Origin of the sequence: Halorhabdus rudnickae, assembly GCF_900880625.1 — an archaeon.
Taxonomy (GTDB): Archaea; Halobacteriota; Halobacteria; order Halobacteriales; family Haloarculaceae; genus Halorhabdus; species Halorhabdus rudnickae.
On the sequence record NZ_CAAHFB010000006.1, the window covers coordinates 134,991 to 151,806 of the forward strand.

The following is a 16,816-nucleotide window of genomic DNA, read 5'->3' on the forward strand; positions in this document are numbered from 1 at the left end:
TTAATCGTCCGCGGGCGTTTGTGCGCTGGTCTCGATCGCGGGGATGCCCTGTACCCCCATATCGGCGAGCGTGTGTTTCAGATCGCGTTCGTCCTCGACGTGCTGGGAGAGTTCCATCGCCTGCGCGAAGTTCTTCACCAGGCCACAGTTCGGTCCCTCCGGCGTCTCGGAGGGACAGATCCGCCCCCACTGGGTGGCGTGGAGGTCACGCGCCTCGAAGTGGGGCTGAGAACGACTGAGTGGCGACCGCAGGCGTCGCAGGTGACTCAGTACACCCATGTAGTCGGTCCGGTCGACGAGCTGTGAGACACCGGAGCGACCCCCGACCCAGTTGCCGGTCGCCAGCGGGTGTTCGAGGCGCTCGGTCAGCACGTCCGAGCGGACGACCGTCGAAACCGAGAGCTGGCGGTTGCGCATGTTGGCGCGTTCGAGTTGGTATTTGACGTCGCGTGCCAGCTTGTTCAGCGCCGTCCGGAAGAGATCTCGCATCAAGTCTCCGGAGACTTTCAAGCGCTTGTTCGCGTAGTGGTCCTTGTCGTCTGACTCCCGTCGGTCCAAGGCGAGTTCGAAACACGCCTCGGCCATCCGACAGAGATAGTAGGCCTTGTTGATCCGGACCTCCTCCTCGTCGATTCCATCCTCGTGGAGATGGGGCAGGAGGTACCGATCGATCACGTAGTTCGCACGCTTGAGCTGGTAGTTCTTGCCCTGGCCGGAGGCGACGCGCTTGCCCAGCGCCTCGATGGCCCCCTCCTGGGACTGGACCTCGGCGGCCTCTAAGTTCTCCAGCATGAACTTCACGATCTCGGGATCGTCGCTGACGCGGTGGACGATCTCCTCGTCGCTCTCCAAGCCGAGCGCGCGCACGAGCGTGACGAAGTTGACCGATCCCGAGACGCTCGGGAACGAGACCTCGAGCAGGCCGTCGCGGGTGCGTTCGGTCAGCACCAAGGCCCGGTAGCCCCGGCGCTGGGAGAACGTCTTTGCGACCTGGATCTCGTCGCCGTACTTCGAATCGTACTCCGCGAGGATCTTGTTCGGCGCGAGGTCCTCGCTGGTCATGAGGACACGCTCGGAACCGTTGACGATGAAGTAACCACCGGGGTCGGCGGGGTCCTCACCGATGTCGATGAGTTCCTCGTCGGTGAAGCCGGCGATGTTACACTTGTTCGAGCCGACCATGATCGGCATGCGGCCGACTTTGGTCTCGGTCTGATCGACGACCCGCTCTTCTTCTTCCTCGCCGCCCTTGACGATGGCCATCTCCATGAAGACGGGCGCGGCGTAGGTGATGTTCCGGAGGCGGGCCTCCTGGGGATACAGCAGCTCCTCGCTGCCGTCGGCCTCACGGACGCGAGGCGTGACGATCCGGACGTCACCGAGTTCGACCCAGACCGGCTCTTCGCCCTCCTTGTCACCGATGTCGGTGTCGATGGTCGCCTTCTCGTCGACGACCTCCTGCATGCCCCGGTCGAGGAACGCGTTGAACGACCGGAAGTGATGTTCGGCGAGTCGATCCCTCGAGAAGTATTCGCGCGAAATCGTGCGTCGGTCTTCCGTATCCATGTTATGTGACGACGAGTCGATACACCACTGCGGTGTCGGTTGTTCGTGAATCTCGGACGATCTTGATCACATCGCCGACCTCGGCGTCGTCGGGCAACGCCGGATCGGCGCGTTTGATCTTCGGCAAGTCCGTCCGTTTGATGTCGTACTCCGCGAGCACGTCCTCGAGTTCGGCTTCGTCGAGGACGGTGTGTTCCGGAACGAATTCGTGTTGACTTACGTCTACCATGTGTGTTTGCGTGGGTTTGCCGGGCTGGAGAAGGTGGCTATCACGATATACTACAGATGACTATCAGAGGGACGCATTTAACGCTTATCAAAACCGCCGGCAATGGCTATCGACGTACGGGCGAACAGTATCACGGTGTAGACAGACCAAAGATAAAGGTGTTCTGGTCAGGGTGCTTGCATATCGGTCGGCGACTGACAGGGCCGGACTGGAGACGCGTCATAACGGACAAACGAAATCGGTCGGCGCCGGTGCGGACAGGGAACCAAGCACGACAGACCTAACCACGGGAGAGGCCGACATCCCGGATCCGTTTGGAAAGTCTTAATACTTCGACCGGGGTACGAATGAGTGCGTCGAGCCCGGATGGTGTAGTGGCCCATCATACGACCCTGTCACGGTCGTGACGCGGGTTCAAATCCCGCTCCGGGCGCTTCTCCGATCTCAATCCACGAGTGGCGCGTTTCATCATGCCGCGTTCCGTGTTCGGTGTGCGTGCCTGCAAGGGGTTTCGGTAAGGCCGCGCTCACCTCCATCCCGAGATGCAAGGCGGTCGTCGTGGAAAACGACCACCTCGAAGTCATCACCTTCGTACGGTCGACCACCACAAGGGATCACGTCGATCTCGATCATGTCGGCACCGCGTTTGGCCGCGTTGTTGCTCCTACCCCCTCTAGCAGCCTTTGCTACCGCGCAGACAGTGTTTTCGGGATGGACGCCTGCGAATCCTCGATGAGCGATGAGATCAGTCGTCGAATCATCTCCCCAGGCGCCACCTTTCGCCGTCGCGAGCGATCCGAGCACCGCACCTGTCGTCCCCTTGAGGAGAGTCCGACGGTCGATAGTGGGAATCCAAGACATTGTTACGTATCACACATACCTATCAAGCATTCAGGGCTAATTCCCGAGCTCTATTTGGATACTCTCGATCGGTCGAGTCAGCCAACTCTGTCCGGATTCGTCGAGCAGTTCGAAAAAGTCCTCGTGAAGAGTGCCATTTGTGGCGATGACACTGCCCTCTAAGAGGCTATCGAGATCTTCGTTCCCCTCGAAGTCAGTCACCTTGCCGCCCGCCTCGCGGACGATGAGTACCTCGGGAGCGACATCCACGGGTTTGAGATCCTTCACCGAGACCGTATCGAACACGCCCTCCCCGACGAACGCGAGATCGGGAGCGGCAGCACCGAGTAAGCGGGTCCCCTGCGTATTTGCGAACAGGTACCGCCAGACACCCATGTAGTCAAAGTCGTTGGCAGTCTCTTTGAGATAGAACCCGACACCGTTGAACGACTCCTCGAACGTATCGGTATCGGTGACCGATAGCTCGGTCGGCTCGGAATCCTCGGCAACGAGGTCGTAACCATCGCTCCTGAACTTGTAGGCACCTTCACCTTTGACGGCCACGTACACTTCGTCGCGGAGCGAGTAATACATCACTCCAGCATGCAATTCGCCGTTTTTCGTTAATGCAATATTTACGCCAAAGTGAGGAATCCCTTTGGCGAAGTTCGTCGTGCCATCGAGCGGATCGATGATCCAGACGAAATCGCCTTCGAGGGTCCCACCCTGTTCTTCGCCGTAGAAGACGTGTCCAAAATCTTTGAAGTTATCGCCGAGTTCTTCTTTGATCGTCTTACGGATGAGTGTCTCCGCTTTTGTATCGACCGTCGTGAGGAGGTTCTGGGAATCTTTCTCTTTGGCTTCACCGATCTCTCCAAAGTAATTCTGTTGAAGTTGTGCTGCTTTCGCTGTTGCAAGGACGGCGATCCGGAGATACTGATCCTCTATCGGTAATTGGCCTTCAAGATCTTCTACTTCGAGTTGCATGACACTCTCCCCATTGTTTGTGAGTGCACCCAAGACGTCGATGTTGGTAACAGCCCCAGCAGTTCCGAGGGCTGCTCCCCCGCCAGCCATCTTGAGGAACCGACGTCGTGCTTCGTTCACAATGCCACTGTCAGTTGTGTCGGTATTGTCGTGCCGAGACATTGCAGTAAGAAGTGTCACTCCACTACACTAAAACATACCGATTATTAATTATAGAATACCGTATGGAAAATGTTATTGGAAACTTACTATATAATATCCAATAGAGATAATTAATCGCCATTGGGAACACATACTGGTATTGTCGTGGACTCCATCTACGCTCTGGGCTCGTCTACGAATGCGTAGGACAGATTCCAAAGAGTGGCAGTAACTGTTTCCACCATTCCTCGATCGAGTTTAGATGGTAACGAGACACTGGAAGTCGAGCGAACTTGATGTCAGCACGACCCGCATGTTACATGACTAATGTGGCACGAAAATCGGAAGCACCGTCGAAAATGACGAACAGATTCAGTCCAAACCGACACGCGGGCCAGTCTACATGCCAGGGTGCAAAATTTCCGATTGCGTCCCAACCTATGCTCAAATGTCCGTATACCGCGTCTGTCCATATTTGAGATGGGCTGGAACAACCAGCAGAAGATCACCGAACTGAGACAGATTGCCATCGTGGCGATCTAGGTCACAAAGGGGTCGGGCAGTAGATCGGATCCGATTTACGTGCGGAGTCAAGTTCGATCCCGCACGGAACGGGCCCGAAATCGCCCGATTGGGAAGGATTTGAAGCGACCACTATCGACGATAGTGGCGTACCAGGGTCGGCTTCGCCGACCCAGAAATACCCACCACCCCTGGGTATGAAATAGTGAGGTACTTTTTTAGAATAGCCAAATCTGCAGCATCATTGTGCGTATTCTATGACTGCGTCAATCGTTGATCTTGTTGCACATTTGGCCGGGATCGAGACCCTGCACGCTGATGATCCCTCTGGACAGATCAAACGACTGCCATTGGCGGCACGCATCGAAAGCGTTCGAAATGCCGACCCTTTGAGGAGTGCTTGGACAACGAGTAGATAGTACTCGCACATCATATCGGCCCAGCCCACAGGAATTAGGTGCCAAACCGACGCGGTATCGGTAGTGCAATCAGTCACCCGGTAACAGACACCCAGAGAACCGCGAATTGGCCTCAGGAAACAGATGTACGGGTAGTCGTCCGAGACCGGTCGAGCGGTTATTGTGAGACGTTTGCGTGTCGATCGAAGCGTCGTCCGCGACATCGGCGGCGCGTGCTTGCGTGAGATCGACGCCGAGATCGCAAGCAGCCTTGTACGGGCAGGCGCCGGCAACACCACTTGGTTTCTTGCCGCTAATCGTTCCCGACTCGGCGAGTTACGTCGCGTACTTGCGGGCGAGTCGTTCGACCCAACTGCCGAAATCGAGTTTCGTAGTGAACCACGGGATGTACTCCGCGGGATTGATCGGTCCGACCGGCAGCCCCAGCGTTCTATTGAGCGCGTCGTACGCACACTGCAACACGCTGCGGTCACAACACCGGGTTGGGTCAACGAGTTTCCCCCCAACACTCCAGCCACGATCAGTATTCCCCGACCGTCATTTTTGACGACGATCCTGTAGTATGTTATACTTCTATAATGAATTCCATATCCGGATGGCATCCGGAGGACAAACGACCGACGGCGACGGGACAAGCTCAAGTGGAGGAACGTACCCGAGAATCGCTGTCTGTTCGCTCGGTTCTTGTGGCGTACGCGGGGTTCAACAGCTGTCCTCGGAGTCGGTTTCACCGCCCGTCGGGTCGTACCCGGGGCCGACGTAATCCCACTCCGCCGTTGGTTCGTCGACGTTGACCGCTTCGAAAACAGCCGGATCGCCAGTCCCGGCTTTCCCGGACGGGACGATCATGGGGAACTCGGCGTACGTATCGATGGTTATCGGGTCGACGGAACCAAGTGTGGCCGTTTCGTTGCCGAGGGTCGTCGAGACGGTCTTGTCTTCACGGACGTAGGTCAGCGACGACACACGGGCGGGGTCACTGACGTTAGCCGTCACCTCAAAGCGGGCGTACTCGCCCTTGACGTCGACGCCCCACGAACTCGTCGTGACGACCCAGCCGCTCGGCCACGGTAGGACGGGGAGCCCGAAGTACCCGATGCGATTGTTCGTACACCCGCTTGCAGCGACGTGTTCGACATCTTCAGCACCCGTTAGATTCCGCGCGACGTTACCGGCCGGTCGAACGGCAGGGACTTCGGACCGATTCACTGCGTCGAATTCCAGATACGTCGGTGAGCCTCTGACCTCGAAGCTGACCGACCCGAGGAGATCAGACGACTCCATGGACCCCGCATAGGAGGGCGGGTCGCGATTGACGGCGTCTTGTGCGAGCTCTACACCCTCGTCGAGAGCATTGTCTCCATCGATTTTGTCGGTCAAATCGCTGTGGACGTCGTCGAACTCCTCGGATGCGTCGTCGGTGTACTCGACGGCTGCCTGATGATATCGATGGCGAATCTCGGTCCGAAGGAAATTGGGCATCCCGGTGAACGGGTCGTCGTCATCGTAGACGATGTCCGCGTGTTGGGCCGCGAGATGTGCTTCCATGTCCCGGAAGGGATTCCCCGTGAGGAATTCCGACCGTTGGTACTCGCGTGGTCCTTCGTCCAAAACCCGATCCTTGACCGTTTCGAGCGCTGCTTTGGCGAAGTCCATTCGAGCCTCCGACGGTGTACTGGTCACCGAATCGGGCCCGAGAGATACCCCGTCGGCATCGCTGGGACTCCCGAGCGTTGCCCAGGTGTCGGACGTACTTCTGTGGGCGGTTCCGTCGAGTAGCGATTCCAGATCGCGTTCGGGATCGTCGCTCAATTCGGTCACGTCGAACGCCTCGACGAGCGCGCTCTCGGGAGCCAGATCGAAGTTCCTCGGTGCGTCCCCATCGACGCCGTTGTCGCCAACAAAGAGGTTCTCGACGTCCCCCGAATGCGCAGTGAAGTCGGAATCTCCGCCAATAGTAACGGTCGCATCGGGATCGAACTCACCCCGGATCGAGACGTCGAGTTCGTGCGTGGCAGTGTCGGAACTCGTCCTGGTGTCGGAGATTGGTGGACCTCTGGGAACGCTTTTCAGACACGTATAAGTATCCTTTTTGCTGACGGTATCTTCGAGGTGGATCTCGAACAGGTCCGGATCGGTATCCGAGGGGTCGTCCCGATCCCGCCACTGTTCGGTGACGGCCGCGTCTTCCCCTCGATCAGTGTATTCCGTCGACACGACGCCGCCGAAACTCCAGTCGCCGCCACACCTGTGATCGACGTCGAACGGCGCATCAGTCCCACTCGTCTCGACGTCCACTCCCATGCGGTAGATGGCGTCGATCACGTCGTCGAGCGTTCCGTTCGTCCGGCCATCCGCCGCTGGATCGTTCGTTACTCTCTCGATTTCGTCGCGGTCGTCCTCACTGACGTCAGTCACGTCCACGTCCACATTGTCGACCACGGGGTGGAGATCGACGTACGCCTGTTCGGCGAACAGCGCGTAACTGGCGTTCTCCGTCTCTCGCATCACGTCTTGCTCGCCGAGTTCCCCCGAGATGATGTCCCACAGCGAGGGGACCTCCCCGGGCGTCCCGGTGGCGTCGCCGAAGAGAAATTCCGACCTCCGACAGAAGTATTCGTAATCTTCGGGGTTTCCATTCCCGGACTCCGGGAGCGAAGCGTTCTCAGGCGTCGGGAGGACGGAGAAGTTGTCGGCGCTGCCGTCGTAATTTTGGTCGGCCTCCCAGGCGAGCCAGCACAGCGTGTTGCTCTTGGTCGGGCGATCCCAGCGGGGGTCCCGAGTTTTGAACGTCTTCGACTGGACTGCGTAGTTGGCGTGATTGAACAACAGTTCGGTCTGTTTCTCGGGAACGATTTGCTGTATCGGCGCATTCTTCGGATTGCCCTGTGCGTAATTGAACATCGCCTTCGCGATGACGACCGGGTAGGTCCGGGCGGCGAACTCACGCCCGATGCCTTCGAATCCGGAACCATCGGTCATATCCATCTCCAGGCGATCCTGATAGGTCTGGACGCGCTCGTGTATCTGGAAAATCGGCGTGGCAACGACCACGGAGACGTCCGTCGATCGTGTCGCCACGTGATCCCCGTCCTCCCGAATGGTGTATGTCACGTCCGAAATTGTCAGACGGACCGTGCCACGTTCGCGATCGCTCGTTTCGTATCCTGCCTCGAAGGTGACGCGGTCCATCGCATCGGCGGCATCAGCCCTGTCGTCGATCAACGGCAGCGAAACCGTCGCAGTCGTGTCGTTTCGTATCGCGTGTGTCGTTCCGTTGATTCGTGAATGGATGGATTTGTAGACCATCAGCGCCGCGTAATTCCGAAACAACGCATCGCTACTGGTGTCCGCATCGCCCAGTAATTCTGCGAAGTCGCCCTCAGTTGCAGGCTCCGTAACCGGAGAGGCGGCGACCCGATCGGTCGCATCGAGGGCGGCGGCTTTGATCGCTGATTGTGTCACCGCCTCGCTTCGATCCAGTGCCACGGACGGATCGATATCGCGCTGGGGGTCCGCCCGGCTCTGTAAGACGGTCACGACCGCAACGCTCGAAAGTAACAGGAGTACGCCGACCACGGCAAAGGGGATCCGCGCACGGTTGTCCGATGCGATCGACACACTCGATCTATTCCGTTTCATGCATGCCAGGTCCTGACGACGATTTCGACGTCCTCGATCGTGAGCCACCCCGCGAAGCGCTCGTCGGTCGCGAAGTTGCGCTGTTCGTCGGCCATCTGATCGGCCAGTGAATCGCTGGCGTCGATGGCGATCTTTTCGTTCAGTTCAGCCGGATCTGCGGCGTATCGTGAAAGGGAATCACGATCGTCCGTGTGATCGTGGTCGGCCGCAGTACCGACCGCGTCCAAAAACCCATAGTAGCGATAGACCGCTATATCGCGGGCCATTCCCTGACTCTCCAGGCTGTGTACCATCTCCTCCCGTGGAAACTGGGAGGCAACGATCCGGCGGGCGAGTTGCTCGGCCCTGTCTTCGCCCCGACTGTGCAGCGTCGAAACGTCGTTTTGCAACGTGATGCCGCTTGGAACCGTCATCGTGACGCTACTGATGTCCGCATCGACCGGTGGGCTCGGCCCAGCAGTGGCGATGCCCTCGATAGACGATCCGCGGTACGGCCGCCAGATAGCCGTCACGTGGACGTTTGTGTCCGCGCCACCGATTCGGGTCCTGAATCGGCCGTCGATGGCCTCTTCGAAGGGGCCATCAGTGACAGTCGGCTGCTTCCCACCGTACGTGGCGTTTGCGATGGCAGCTTCCGCGAGTAAATCCGCCATCGTGTCGTGGCGACTCCGAGCGAACGCAGTGGAATCGGTTGGCCACTCGATTTCAGTATCGGCTGGCGTAATCGTGGTGCTGTGTTCCGTGACCCCACTGACGTTGTAGCGCGCCGTCACCGTCATCCCGGCGACTGTTTCCGCGGAGCGATCGGCCGTCATCGGCTCGTGAGTCCCGGGATCAGCCTGCAGGAAAACCCCCATCATCACAACGGCAGCACTGATAATAACGAGCGCGAGGGAAACGTCAGCGACCGTACTGACTGCTCGGAACCGGTTGCTCACCATACGACCACCCGGAGCGTTCCCGCCCTGACGTCGCCCGGCTTGACCTCGACCGGCACTGGTCGCGTGATCGCACGGCCATGCTGGGGTGGCTCGTCCGGTCCCGGTGACAACTGCGTTGCGCTCTCGTCGTAGACTGTCTCGGCCAGTGTCACGTCACGACCGGAGTCATCGGCAGTGCTGACCGCGATGTACACCGTCGTTCCTCTCGGGAGCGCCTCCGCATCGAGACCGCCCAGCGGACTGGCAACCGTATCGTAGCGGTCGTCCCCGCCGACGTCGTTCCACGGATTGTCCGTCGATGGATACACACCGTCCTCGGCGATCTCCGACCAGACGCGTTGGATCGTCGGTTCCTCGACGGCGTCCTCGCTCGTTCCCGGAAGGACGTCGGCGACGTATGCCCCGTAGATGCTGATGCCAATAGCAATGGCAGCGACCGCTACCAGTGCTGCAAGCGGTTCGGTCTGGGCGCGGCAGTTGGTGTCAGGCATCGACGAGAATCGCTCGTTCAGTTTGACTGACAGACAGATCGGGATGTTCGTAGACGATCGTCCGAACGCGTAGCGTCCCGTCGGTAGGTCGCCACACTGGACTCTCGGCCAGCGTCTGAGCCTCCTGAACGTCCTCGTGAAACGCACGCCAGGATTCGCTGGCGTTGCCGGTGTAGTGGTCGGTCGGATGGACGCCGTACAGTACCTCTTCGAGATCCGAATCGTTGTAGACGGGTGCGATCCGTCCGAACGAAATCGAGGCGTGTTGCGTGCCCCCGTCGTTGCGCATCGAAACGCCCTGTGGATCGATACGAACCATCTCCGCGTCGTGGTCGTACGCCGCCGTCCCCCCGAGTTCGGTCCCGGCCACGCTGTCGATGGTGTTCGCCACCTGCTGGGCGTCCGGCGGTGGCTGTGTCGGCATCGAGAGGGCAACGCCGGCCAGCGCGACCGTCATGATCGACGCGCCGGCCCAGACGTACCACGCATCCGCTGGCGCCTCTAGATCCATGTCCCCCATTGGTCTCGGCATCGTACTTAAATCAAGACACGCTAACAGGTAGCCGACGATCGAAGGGACGGCATTCTTCCTCAACGGCTCATCAGTACCTCACAAAGCCGGTTAGTTAGAACGTCTGCTTGCTGAGGATGGACACTCCAACTGGCGACGCCCCGCCGAGGCGGGCGTCGCCTCTGGTGGTGGCCGTACAAGGAGTTCGTACATATGGTTCGACGGGCCGCGTGGACGGCCCTCGCGGTGCGTCGGGCCGTCCCCGCGAACCGGCCACTTGACGATCGGTTTACCCGGTAACTCCTGTCCGAGTTGGTTTGCAGTGTGAGTGGCGACGCTGTCGGCGTCAGCGGCAGCCGCCGCCGCCGACAGCGACAGCCCTCTGACGATTCGTGCAAGATTCTCTCGTCGAGACCGGCAGTGCAACCGCTCCGCCACAGAAATCAGGCTTCAGAAACAACTGGCCGAGGACGCTTTATGAGGTATTGATCATCGAGACGAGGACAATCGTAATCACGTACAGTGGGATCGCCGAAAGCAGGGACCGGCCGACGCGATACCCGAGCAACGCTCGATCAAGCCCGTGCCGAAGCATGACCGACAGTGGCACGAGAATGAAACAGAGCGTGATAACGAACACGCCGACGACGATACCGAGTTGATCGCTCGGTAACGTCGACGCAGCGGCCTGGGTTTCGGATAGATCGACATCCTGACTGACGATGATGTCGGCCAGGCCGACAGTGGCCCCGGCGACCAGTGGGCCGAAATACGAAGCCGTGTGATCGAGCGTCCCGGTGACGTTCGCGAGTTGCCGTTTGGCCTCGTCGTCGACGTCCTGCAGTTCTTCGAGGTGATCAGCCATGGACACGATGGCCCGACCGGCCGGCTTCCCCTCGCGGGACGCGATCGCGAGCAAGCCAGCGGTACTGTGGGCCCGCGGGCTCGGGATATCGCGTAAGGCACCGTACTCGCCCATGAACGCCTCTTCGACGCCGACGTGGAGTCGGCGCTGTAAGCCGGCTGCGCTCTCGAAAACCGCACCGGTCTCCTCGGGAACTCGATCACCTGCCTGCTGGATCACGGACTCGACGGCTTCGCCTTCCGATACTTGCCGTCCAACGAGGTACAGCGCGTCGACGAGGTGTTCCTCGACGGCACGGACGTGGTTTCGAACGAGGATGATCGGCCGAAACAGCGCGATCAATACCCCACCCAGACCGAATCCAACGCCAGCGAGTACAGCGAGATGAGACGGCCCCCACAGAAGCGTGAGGACGAACGCCGGTGCCCCGACGATCGGCGCCCAGAAGAGACGGATCCAGAGGCGGTCCGGCACGTCCGGGTGTTCGCGCGTCACTTTCGGTGGCGGAAAGGCGACGGGGCGACGGACGAGTAGCCAAAGACTTGCGGCGATCAACACGATCGGCAACACCACGTTGTACGTGACGATGAAAAATAAGATCGGGACCGGATAGCCCACGAGCGTCGCGGCGGGGACGAGTGCGACCAGCGCCAACGGGATCATGACCCCGAACGCGTAGAGTGCCGTCGTCGGGCCGCGTATGCTTGCGGTGAAGTCAGCCATCTGGTTTCGCGTTCCATCGAGGATGGACATCAGCGTCCGGTCGAGCGTCCGGCGGCGCTCGGCTTCCGGGGCATCCTGTGCCATCACGAGCAAATGCGCCGAGCGACGGACGGCCGGGAACCACTCCGCCCACTCCTCGGCAAACGAGATGATGCCGGTCCGTGGCGTCCCCATCGACCGATCGATGTGTGCCGAGAGGTTCTCCGATAAGGGACCATAGCCGGTCTCCGCAGCGAACCGAACTGCACTCTCGGTCGCCGGCTGGATCTGCATGCGAAGCACCGCCCGGCCGATCAGGTTCGGCACCGATCCGAGGGCCTCGGTCCGTCGGAACGCAGCCAGCAGGTTCGGAACGCTGTGTATCGAGTGGATGAGAAGGACCGCGATCGCGACAGTGAGAAACAGCGCCACCGGGAATCCGAGTCCAGTAGCGAGCAACGGCACAACGAACAGCAAGCTCAAGAGGCCCGCGCCGTATCCGCCGCGAACGACGGTCTCCGGGGCGAGTTCGGTATCGAGAAAGGAGAGTGACTCCTGCAGTTGCTGACCGACCTCGACCTCGTCGGGATACAATCGCGCAATCGTCCGGAGTGAGCCGACCAGAACCATCAGTACTCAACTCCGCTGACGGGCGTACGCCGTCGCGACCTCGCGAGGATTCGTCCGGCCATCCCCAGCCAGCGATTCGAGTTGGTCCGCCCGCTCGGAGATCGCCTGCCTGATATCCGCGTACTCTTCGCCCGGCCCCGTAATATCGTCGACAAATCGACTCTCCCCGCGGTCGATACGCCCTGACGGTCGGGCTTTGTCCTCGTCGATCTCGAAGAGTGGGGCGAACCACACGTCCTCGCCGTCGTTCATAACTTCCTCGATGCGTGAAACGCGCCGCTTGCGGCCTTCGGGCGTGTCGTAGGCCTGGACCGTGACAACGAGATCCGTAACGGCAAACGACGATGGTTCGACGCCCAGATCGGAGACGACCCGTTCGTAGATGTCTTCGGCACCGTCTCCGTGGATCGTCCCGAGGACGGCGTTGGCGTTCGCCCCCACGCGCATCGCCTCGTAGAGGACGCGCGCCTCCTCGCCGCGGATCTCTCCGACGACGAGCGCACCATCACCGAGTCGAAGAGCAGTCCGCAACGCTTCCGCAGCGGTGATCTCCGGGCCCTCTCCGCTGCCGGTCCTGAGTGCCTGGACATCTCGCCCGACGCTCTGGAGGGGATCGAGAGGCAATTCCGGCGTGTCCTCGATGGCGACCGTTCGCGTTGCCGGCGCGAGTTCGTAAAGCAAGGTGCCGAGCAAGGTCGTCTTTCCCGCGCCACGCGTGCCGGCGATCAGCGTCGCGCCGTTGCGTTCGATCGCAATCGAGAGGAAGCCGGCGACAGTGGCCGTCATCGTGCCGTTCGCGACGAGCGCGGGGAGCGTGAACCGGTCGTCGGCCCGCTCGCGGAACGCGAACGCGACGCCAGCGGACACCGGGTCGGTCACGCCGGCGATCCGGATCCCGGTCCCGTTCTGCAGATCGGCAGTCGCGTCCACGGTCGGGTTCGCCCGCGAGAATGCCCGTCCGCTCGTCCGACGGACGCGCGAGGCGAGCGCACGCGCCCCCTCGGCCGAGAGATGAATGTTCGTCTCCATGGTCTCGCCGTCGACGACGACCCGGAGCGGGTTCGACGAGACCGGCGCAGTGACGTAGACGTCGCTGACGCGCGGATCCGAGAAGAAATCCTCGAGGACGCCGTAGCCGTGCGTGTGTTTCCGGAGGATGCCAGACAGTCGCGGGTCGACAGCTTCGTCTGAAACATGTTCGATAGCACGCGACGCTGCACGCTCACCTTCGACGACCCCCTCGGCGATCGCTTCGTAGGCATCGAGGAGAATCTCCCGTTCCTGGCGAGACAACGAAACGTCGATCGAACCGAGGAGGTACAGCGGAATGCCGGTCTCGCGCTCGTAGATCCGCACGTCGCTTCCGGTCTCCAGCGTTCGAACGTCCGTGAGATGAGGACCGCCACCGACAGACTGATCGAGGAAATAATACGAGATCGTCATCCCAACCGAGGGAAGCAGACACTCCTCGTAGGATTCGAGGTCCTCGGCGGCCGTCAGTAGGCCGGACTCGACAGCTACGTCTACAACAGGGCCGACCCGCTCACTGAGATCGTCCACTGCAGCGAGAGGATCCGTCGCTGCCGTCTCGGCCAGTCGCTCGTGACGATCACCCAGCAGTTCGAGAAAGCGGCCAGCCGCCGACAAGAGGGACACCCCCGCGTCGCTGTACCGGTACGCGAGACCGTGCGACCGGACGCGAATGTTCGTTGCATCTCTATCCTCTAGCTCGGCGATGACCGTCCGTCGACACTCGGGTTCCGTCCTGAGGTCTCCGTCACAGCCGTCCGCGTCGACCCTGAGTGTCGTCTCGTCGAACGACGTCTCACAACGACAGCCCCCGCCCTCGTTTCGCGACGGGAGTCGGTCCAGGACGGACTGGGGAGTCAGTGAGAGTACCGCATCCGAGAGTGACGTATCCGTCGCCTCCTTCGACATGCCCCATCTGGTCCCGGTATGGTAGATAAACGGACGCCCTCACGGAGCATCGATCTCGTCGAAGCGAACCACCGTAACGACGGGGCGTCGCCGGGCATCTCTGGTAAGCGTCAGCCGGAGGCGTCGATCCGCTGTACCCGAGAGTTCGACCAGATCGCCGCCGGTCGCGTTCCGTATCGGCACGTCGATCGTCTCGGTATGCATCGGGCCACCCTCGATCCGAAAGGCCACGACCGAAAGCCGCTCGCCCGTCACTCGGCGCAACTCGAAATGGCTGATCGGCTTCGTCGTGAGTGAGTCCGCTGGCATCTCGACAGTGACCAGCCGTTGTGCACCTGGATGGCCTTCGGGTGGCAGTTCGTCGTTGCTGATCAAAGAGACTGCGGCGTCCTCCAAGTCTGTGATGCTTGCCCACACTTCCCGTTCGCTGGCGGCTGTACTGGCGGTTTCCAGCCCCGCAAAGCTCACTCCCAGAATGGCGACCGTCAGAACGATCGCCACGACGTACCGGATCACGGGACGTGCTGGCGAAGACGCTCCAGTACGCCCTCACCTTCATGGTTTTCATCGCTGTCGCCGGATTCCGTGCTGGCCAGTATTTCGTCGACCCGCTGTTGGGAGGGCGTCCGATCCGACGAAGTCGTGTCTGTCCCGTCCCCAGTCCCGTCCGGAGCGTCGTCGCCATCGCTTCCCCCCGCGGCCTCGCTGGAACGGTCGTCAGAGCTGTGGGAAGCCGATCGAAACTGGCCGGGAAAGGACTCACTGTTCCCCGTTGTGGCCGCGTTCGTCCCATTGTCGTCGTGTCCCGTTCCCGTAGCGTCCGTTCCATTCCCGTTTTTCGCGGGAACTTCGCCCTCGTCAGTGGCGTCGGCGGCAGCGACGGACTGCTCGACAGCCCGCTGTATCCGTTCAGTAGCCGGGTCGAGATCGCTGACTGACCCCTCCAAGTCAGCAACGCGATCCTCAAGTCGATCGACGGCCGCGACCGCGGACAGCGCGTGTCGTTCGACCTCCTCGTTGACCGACTCGACTTCCGAATAGTATCCCCCGATGGACTGGACATCGGCTTCGATCGTCGCGATCCGCTTTTCGAGCGCTTCGAGACGGTCCTCGATGTCCTCGACGTCCCCGGATAGCGCCAGGACCGCCTGCAGTCGCTCGGCGTCGATGTCGATCTCACCCGTTACCGTCCGCTCGACTGCCGATAGTCGTTGTTCGATCCGTTCGATATCGGTCACGCCGTATTTCGCCCCGTTCCCCTATTTAAACTCACCCGTCATTCCCGGAACCCATCTCACTGGCTCGGGGAGAGTCCCCGCCATGTGGGGTGTCACGCTGCCGTATCTGTGCGGCGTGGACAGTCTCGGTGGCGTCATCAATGACGACGACTTCGCCGGTTTCGGTCGGCAGTTGCTCTTCGAGAGACTCCTGCATGTAGGTCGGCTGGGCGGCCTCCAGTGCTTGGAGGTCCTGTTCGGAAGTGAGTCGGTGGGTGATCAAGATATCCGACTGGGAGACTGCCACCTCTGGGACGATCGCAGGGCGCTGGGTGGCAAGGACGACGACTAATCCCGGGTGCGCGCCCGCGCGTAAGAAGCCGTTCTACTGCTGGCCGGGCGACCCCGTCGAAGAACGCGTGGGCCTCGTCGATCAGCAGCCAGGGGAGTCGTTCGACCGTGCGATCGATCCGCGCACGATAGAGCGCCTCGCCGACGCCACGCACGACCGCGTTCATCGGCGCCGTATCCATCCCCGAGACGTCGACGACGGTGATCTCCGGGCTGGCGAGTGCCGCCGAATCGAGGCCGTCGGGGTCGAAGACATCCCAGGATTCGGCCAGATTGAGGTGGTTGCTCGCGGCGCGCTTGTCAGTCTGTGGGGCGTCGGTGCCGGCCACGTGCTCACGCATGCCGTCGAGCGTATCGGTCTCGCTGGCGGCCTGCCAAACGAGCCCGCCGGCACCGCTCTCGGGCGACAGCGACAAGAGTTCACACCACGATCGCGGGTCTAGCGACGTCGCGACCACGCATGGCTGATCGAACACCGTCGTCGGGACGGGATCGTCGTTGCTGCCATCGCCGATAGTGTCGAAGACGCCCATCGGGTCGACGATCACGGGCGCGACGGCGTTCGCGCGGGCGAGGTCCTCGGCGAGGACGCCCAGAGTGTAGGACTTGCCGTACCCGCGCTTGCCGACGATCAGGACGGCATGGGGACCGTCCAGATCGAGATATAGTTTCGCGCCTCTGCTGCCGTCGAGTGCCCGATAAGACCCGAGCGTCGCGGTCGGTCCCCTCTCCACTGCCTCACCGCGTCCGATGACGAACGTCACGCCGAAACAGACAGTCTGAAAGATACATTTCGTTTGGGATTCGATCCGACGAGTCAACGG

The 16,816-nt window shown here is 61.0% G+C and carries 13 protein-coding genes, 1 tRNA gene and 2 pseudogenes; 2 read left to right on the top strand and 14 right to left on the bottom strand.

Annotation, left to right across the window (positions count from 1 at the left end; translation table 11 throughout):
• Positions 1-1,566, bottom strand: a complete 1,566-nt coding sequence (locus BN2694_RS15585; RefSeq protein WP_135667291.1) for a DNA-directed RNA polymerase subunit B'' — start codon at positions 1,564-1,566, stop codon at positions 1-3.
• A 1-nt stretch (position 1,567) separates the two neighbouring features.
• Positions 1,568-1,795: a DNA-directed RNA polymerase subunit H gene (locus BN2694_RS15590; RefSeq protein WP_135667293.1), complete on the bottom strand. Its 228-nt coding sequence runs from the start codon at positions 1,793-1,795 to the stop codon at positions 1,568-1,570.
• Positions 1,796-2,155: 360 nt separating this feature from the next.
• On the opposite strand from BN2694_RS15590, the gene BN2694_RS15595 reads away from it, so the two are divergent.
• Positions 2,156-2,228: transfer RNA gene (locus BN2694_RS15595), tRNA-Asp, on the top strand.
• A gap of 35 nt (positions 2,229-2,263) precedes the next feature.
• Here the strand turns inward: BN2694_RS15595 and BN2694_RS17465 are convergent.
• The 7 genes from BN2694_RS17465 to BN2694_RS15625 form a co-directional block, all read right to left on the bottom strand.
• Positions 2,264-2,656 (bottom strand): glycerophosphodiester phosphodiesterase, encoded by a 393-nt coding sequence (locus BN2694_RS17465; protein WP_210409005.1) that lies wholly within the window; start codon positions 2,654-2,656, stop codon positions 2,264-2,266.
• Between the two features lie 36 nt (positions 2,657-2,692).
• On the bottom strand, positions 2,693-3,784 hold the full coding sequence (locus BN2694_RS15605; RefSeq protein WP_135667295.1) for an inositol monophosphatase family protein: 1,092 nt from the start codon (positions 3,782-3,784) through the stop codon (positions 2,693-2,695).
• Positions 3,785-5,019: 1,235 nt separating this feature from the next.
• Positions 5,020-5,166: a hypothetical protein gene (locus tag BN2694_RS17265; protein WP_167880065.1), complete on the bottom strand. Its 147-nt coding sequence runs from the start codon at positions 5,164-5,166 to the stop codon at positions 5,020-5,022.
• Positions 5,167-5,406: 240 nt separating this feature from the next.
• Positions 5,407-8,346 carry a DUF7286 family protein gene (locus tag BN2694_RS15610; protein ID WP_135667297.1) on the bottom strand — a complete coding sequence of 980 codons (2,940 nt, stop codon included), beginning with the start codon at positions 8,344-8,346 and terminating at the stop codon, positions 5,407-5,409.
• Positions 8,343-9,284, bottom strand: coding sequence for a DUF7284 family protein (locus BN2694_RS15615; RefSeq protein ID WP_135667299.1), 942 nt, complete (start codon positions 9,282-9,284; stop codon positions 8,343-8,345). The genes BN2694_RS15610 and BN2694_RS15615 overlap by 4 nt, the downstream gene beginning before the upstream one ends.
• Positions 9,281-9,778: a DUF7285 family protein gene (locus BN2694_RS15620; RefSeq protein ID WP_135667301.1), complete on the bottom strand. Its 498-nt coding sequence runs from the start codon at positions 9,776-9,778 to the stop codon at positions 9,281-9,283. Before BN2694_RS15620 ends, BN2694_RS15615 begins: the two co-directional genes overlap by 4 nt.
• On the bottom strand, positions 9,771-10,289 hold the full coding sequence (locus BN2694_RS15625; RefSeq protein WP_135667303.1) for a DUF7283 family protein: 519 nt from the start codon (positions 10,287-10,289) through the stop codon (positions 9,771-9,773). Before BN2694_RS15625 ends, BN2694_RS15620 begins: the two co-directional genes overlap by 8 nt.
• A gap of 150 nt (positions 10,290-10,439) precedes the next feature.
• Between BN2694_RS15625 and BN2694_RS15630 the strand changes: the two are divergent.
• Positions 10,440-10,589: pseudogene (locus BN2694_RS15630) on the top strand (ISH3 family transposase); the annotation flags it as partial.
• 175 nt (positions 10,590-10,764) lie between these two features.
• On the opposite strand, the gene BN2694_RS15635 reads toward BN2694_RS15630, so the two are convergent.
• From BN2694_RS15635 to BN2694_RS15655, 5 genes and pseudogenes are all read right to left on the bottom strand, one after another.
• A complete protein-coding gene (locus BN2694_RS15635; protein ID WP_135667305.1) occupies positions 10,765-12,486 on the bottom strand; it encodes a secretion system protein in 1,722 nt (573 codons plus the stop codon).
• A 6-nt stretch (positions 12,487-12,492) separates the two neighbouring features.
• Positions 12,493-14,424, bottom strand: coding sequence for a type II/IV secretion system ATPase subunit (locus tag BN2694_RS15640; RefSeq protein ID WP_135667306.1), 1,932 nt, complete (start codon positions 14,422-14,424; stop codon positions 12,493-12,495).
• Positions 14,425-14,463: 39 nt separating this feature from the next.
• On the bottom strand, positions 14,464-14,940 hold the full coding sequence (locus BN2694_RS15645; RefSeq protein ID WP_135667308.1) for a DUF7311 family protein: 477 nt from the start codon (positions 14,938-14,940) through the stop codon (positions 14,464-14,466).
• A complete protein-coding gene (locus BN2694_RS15650; protein ID WP_135667310.1) occupies positions 14,937-15,662 on the bottom strand; it encodes a DUF7310 family coiled-coil domain-containing protein in 726 nt (241 codons plus the stop codon). The genes BN2694_RS15645 and BN2694_RS15650 overlap by 4 nt, the downstream gene beginning before the upstream one ends.
• Positions 15,663-15,693: 31 nt before the next feature.
• Positions 15,694-16,756: pseudogene (locus BN2694_RS15655) on the bottom strand (ATP-binding protein).
• Positions 16,757-16,816 lie beyond the last annotated feature (60 nt).

Bases quoted from the DNA above. Each gene is read 5' to 3' on its own strand.
- BN2694_RS15585 (WP_135667291.1), bottom strand. From the start codon at position 1,566: ATGGATACGGAAGACCGACGCACGATTTCGCGCGAATACTTCTCGAGG.
- BN2694_RS15590 (WP_135667293.1), bottom strand. From the start codon at position 1,795: ATGGTAGACGTAAGTCAACACGAATTCGTTCCGGAACACACCGTCCTC.
- BN2694_RS17465 (WP_210409005.1), bottom strand. From the start codon at position 2,656: ATGTCTTGGATTCCCACTATCGACCGTCGGACTCTCCTCAAGGGGACG.
- BN2694_RS15605 (WP_135667295.1), bottom strand. From the start codon at position 3,784: ATGTCTCGGCACGACAATACCGACACAACTGACAGTGGCATTGTGAAC.
- BN2694_RS15610 (WP_135667297.1), bottom strand. From the start codon at position 8,346: ATGAAACGGAATAGATCGAGTGTGTCGATCGCATCGGACAACCGTGCG.
- BN2694_RS15620 (WP_135667301.1), bottom strand. From the start codon at position 9,778: ATGCCTGACACCAACTGCCGCGCCCAGACCGAACCGCTTGCAGCACTG.
- BN2694_RS15625 (WP_135667303.1), bottom strand. From the start codon at position 10,289: ATGGATCTAGAGGCGCCAGCGGATGCGTGGTACGTCTGGGCCGGCGCG.
- BN2694_RS15635 (WP_135667305.1), bottom strand. From the start codon at position 12,486: ATGGTTCTGGTCGGCTCACTCCGGACGATTGCGCGATTGTATCCCGAC.
- BN2694_RS15640 (WP_135667306.1), bottom strand. From the start codon at position 14,424: ATGTCGAAGGAGGCGACGGATACGTCACTCTCGGATGCGGTACTCTCA.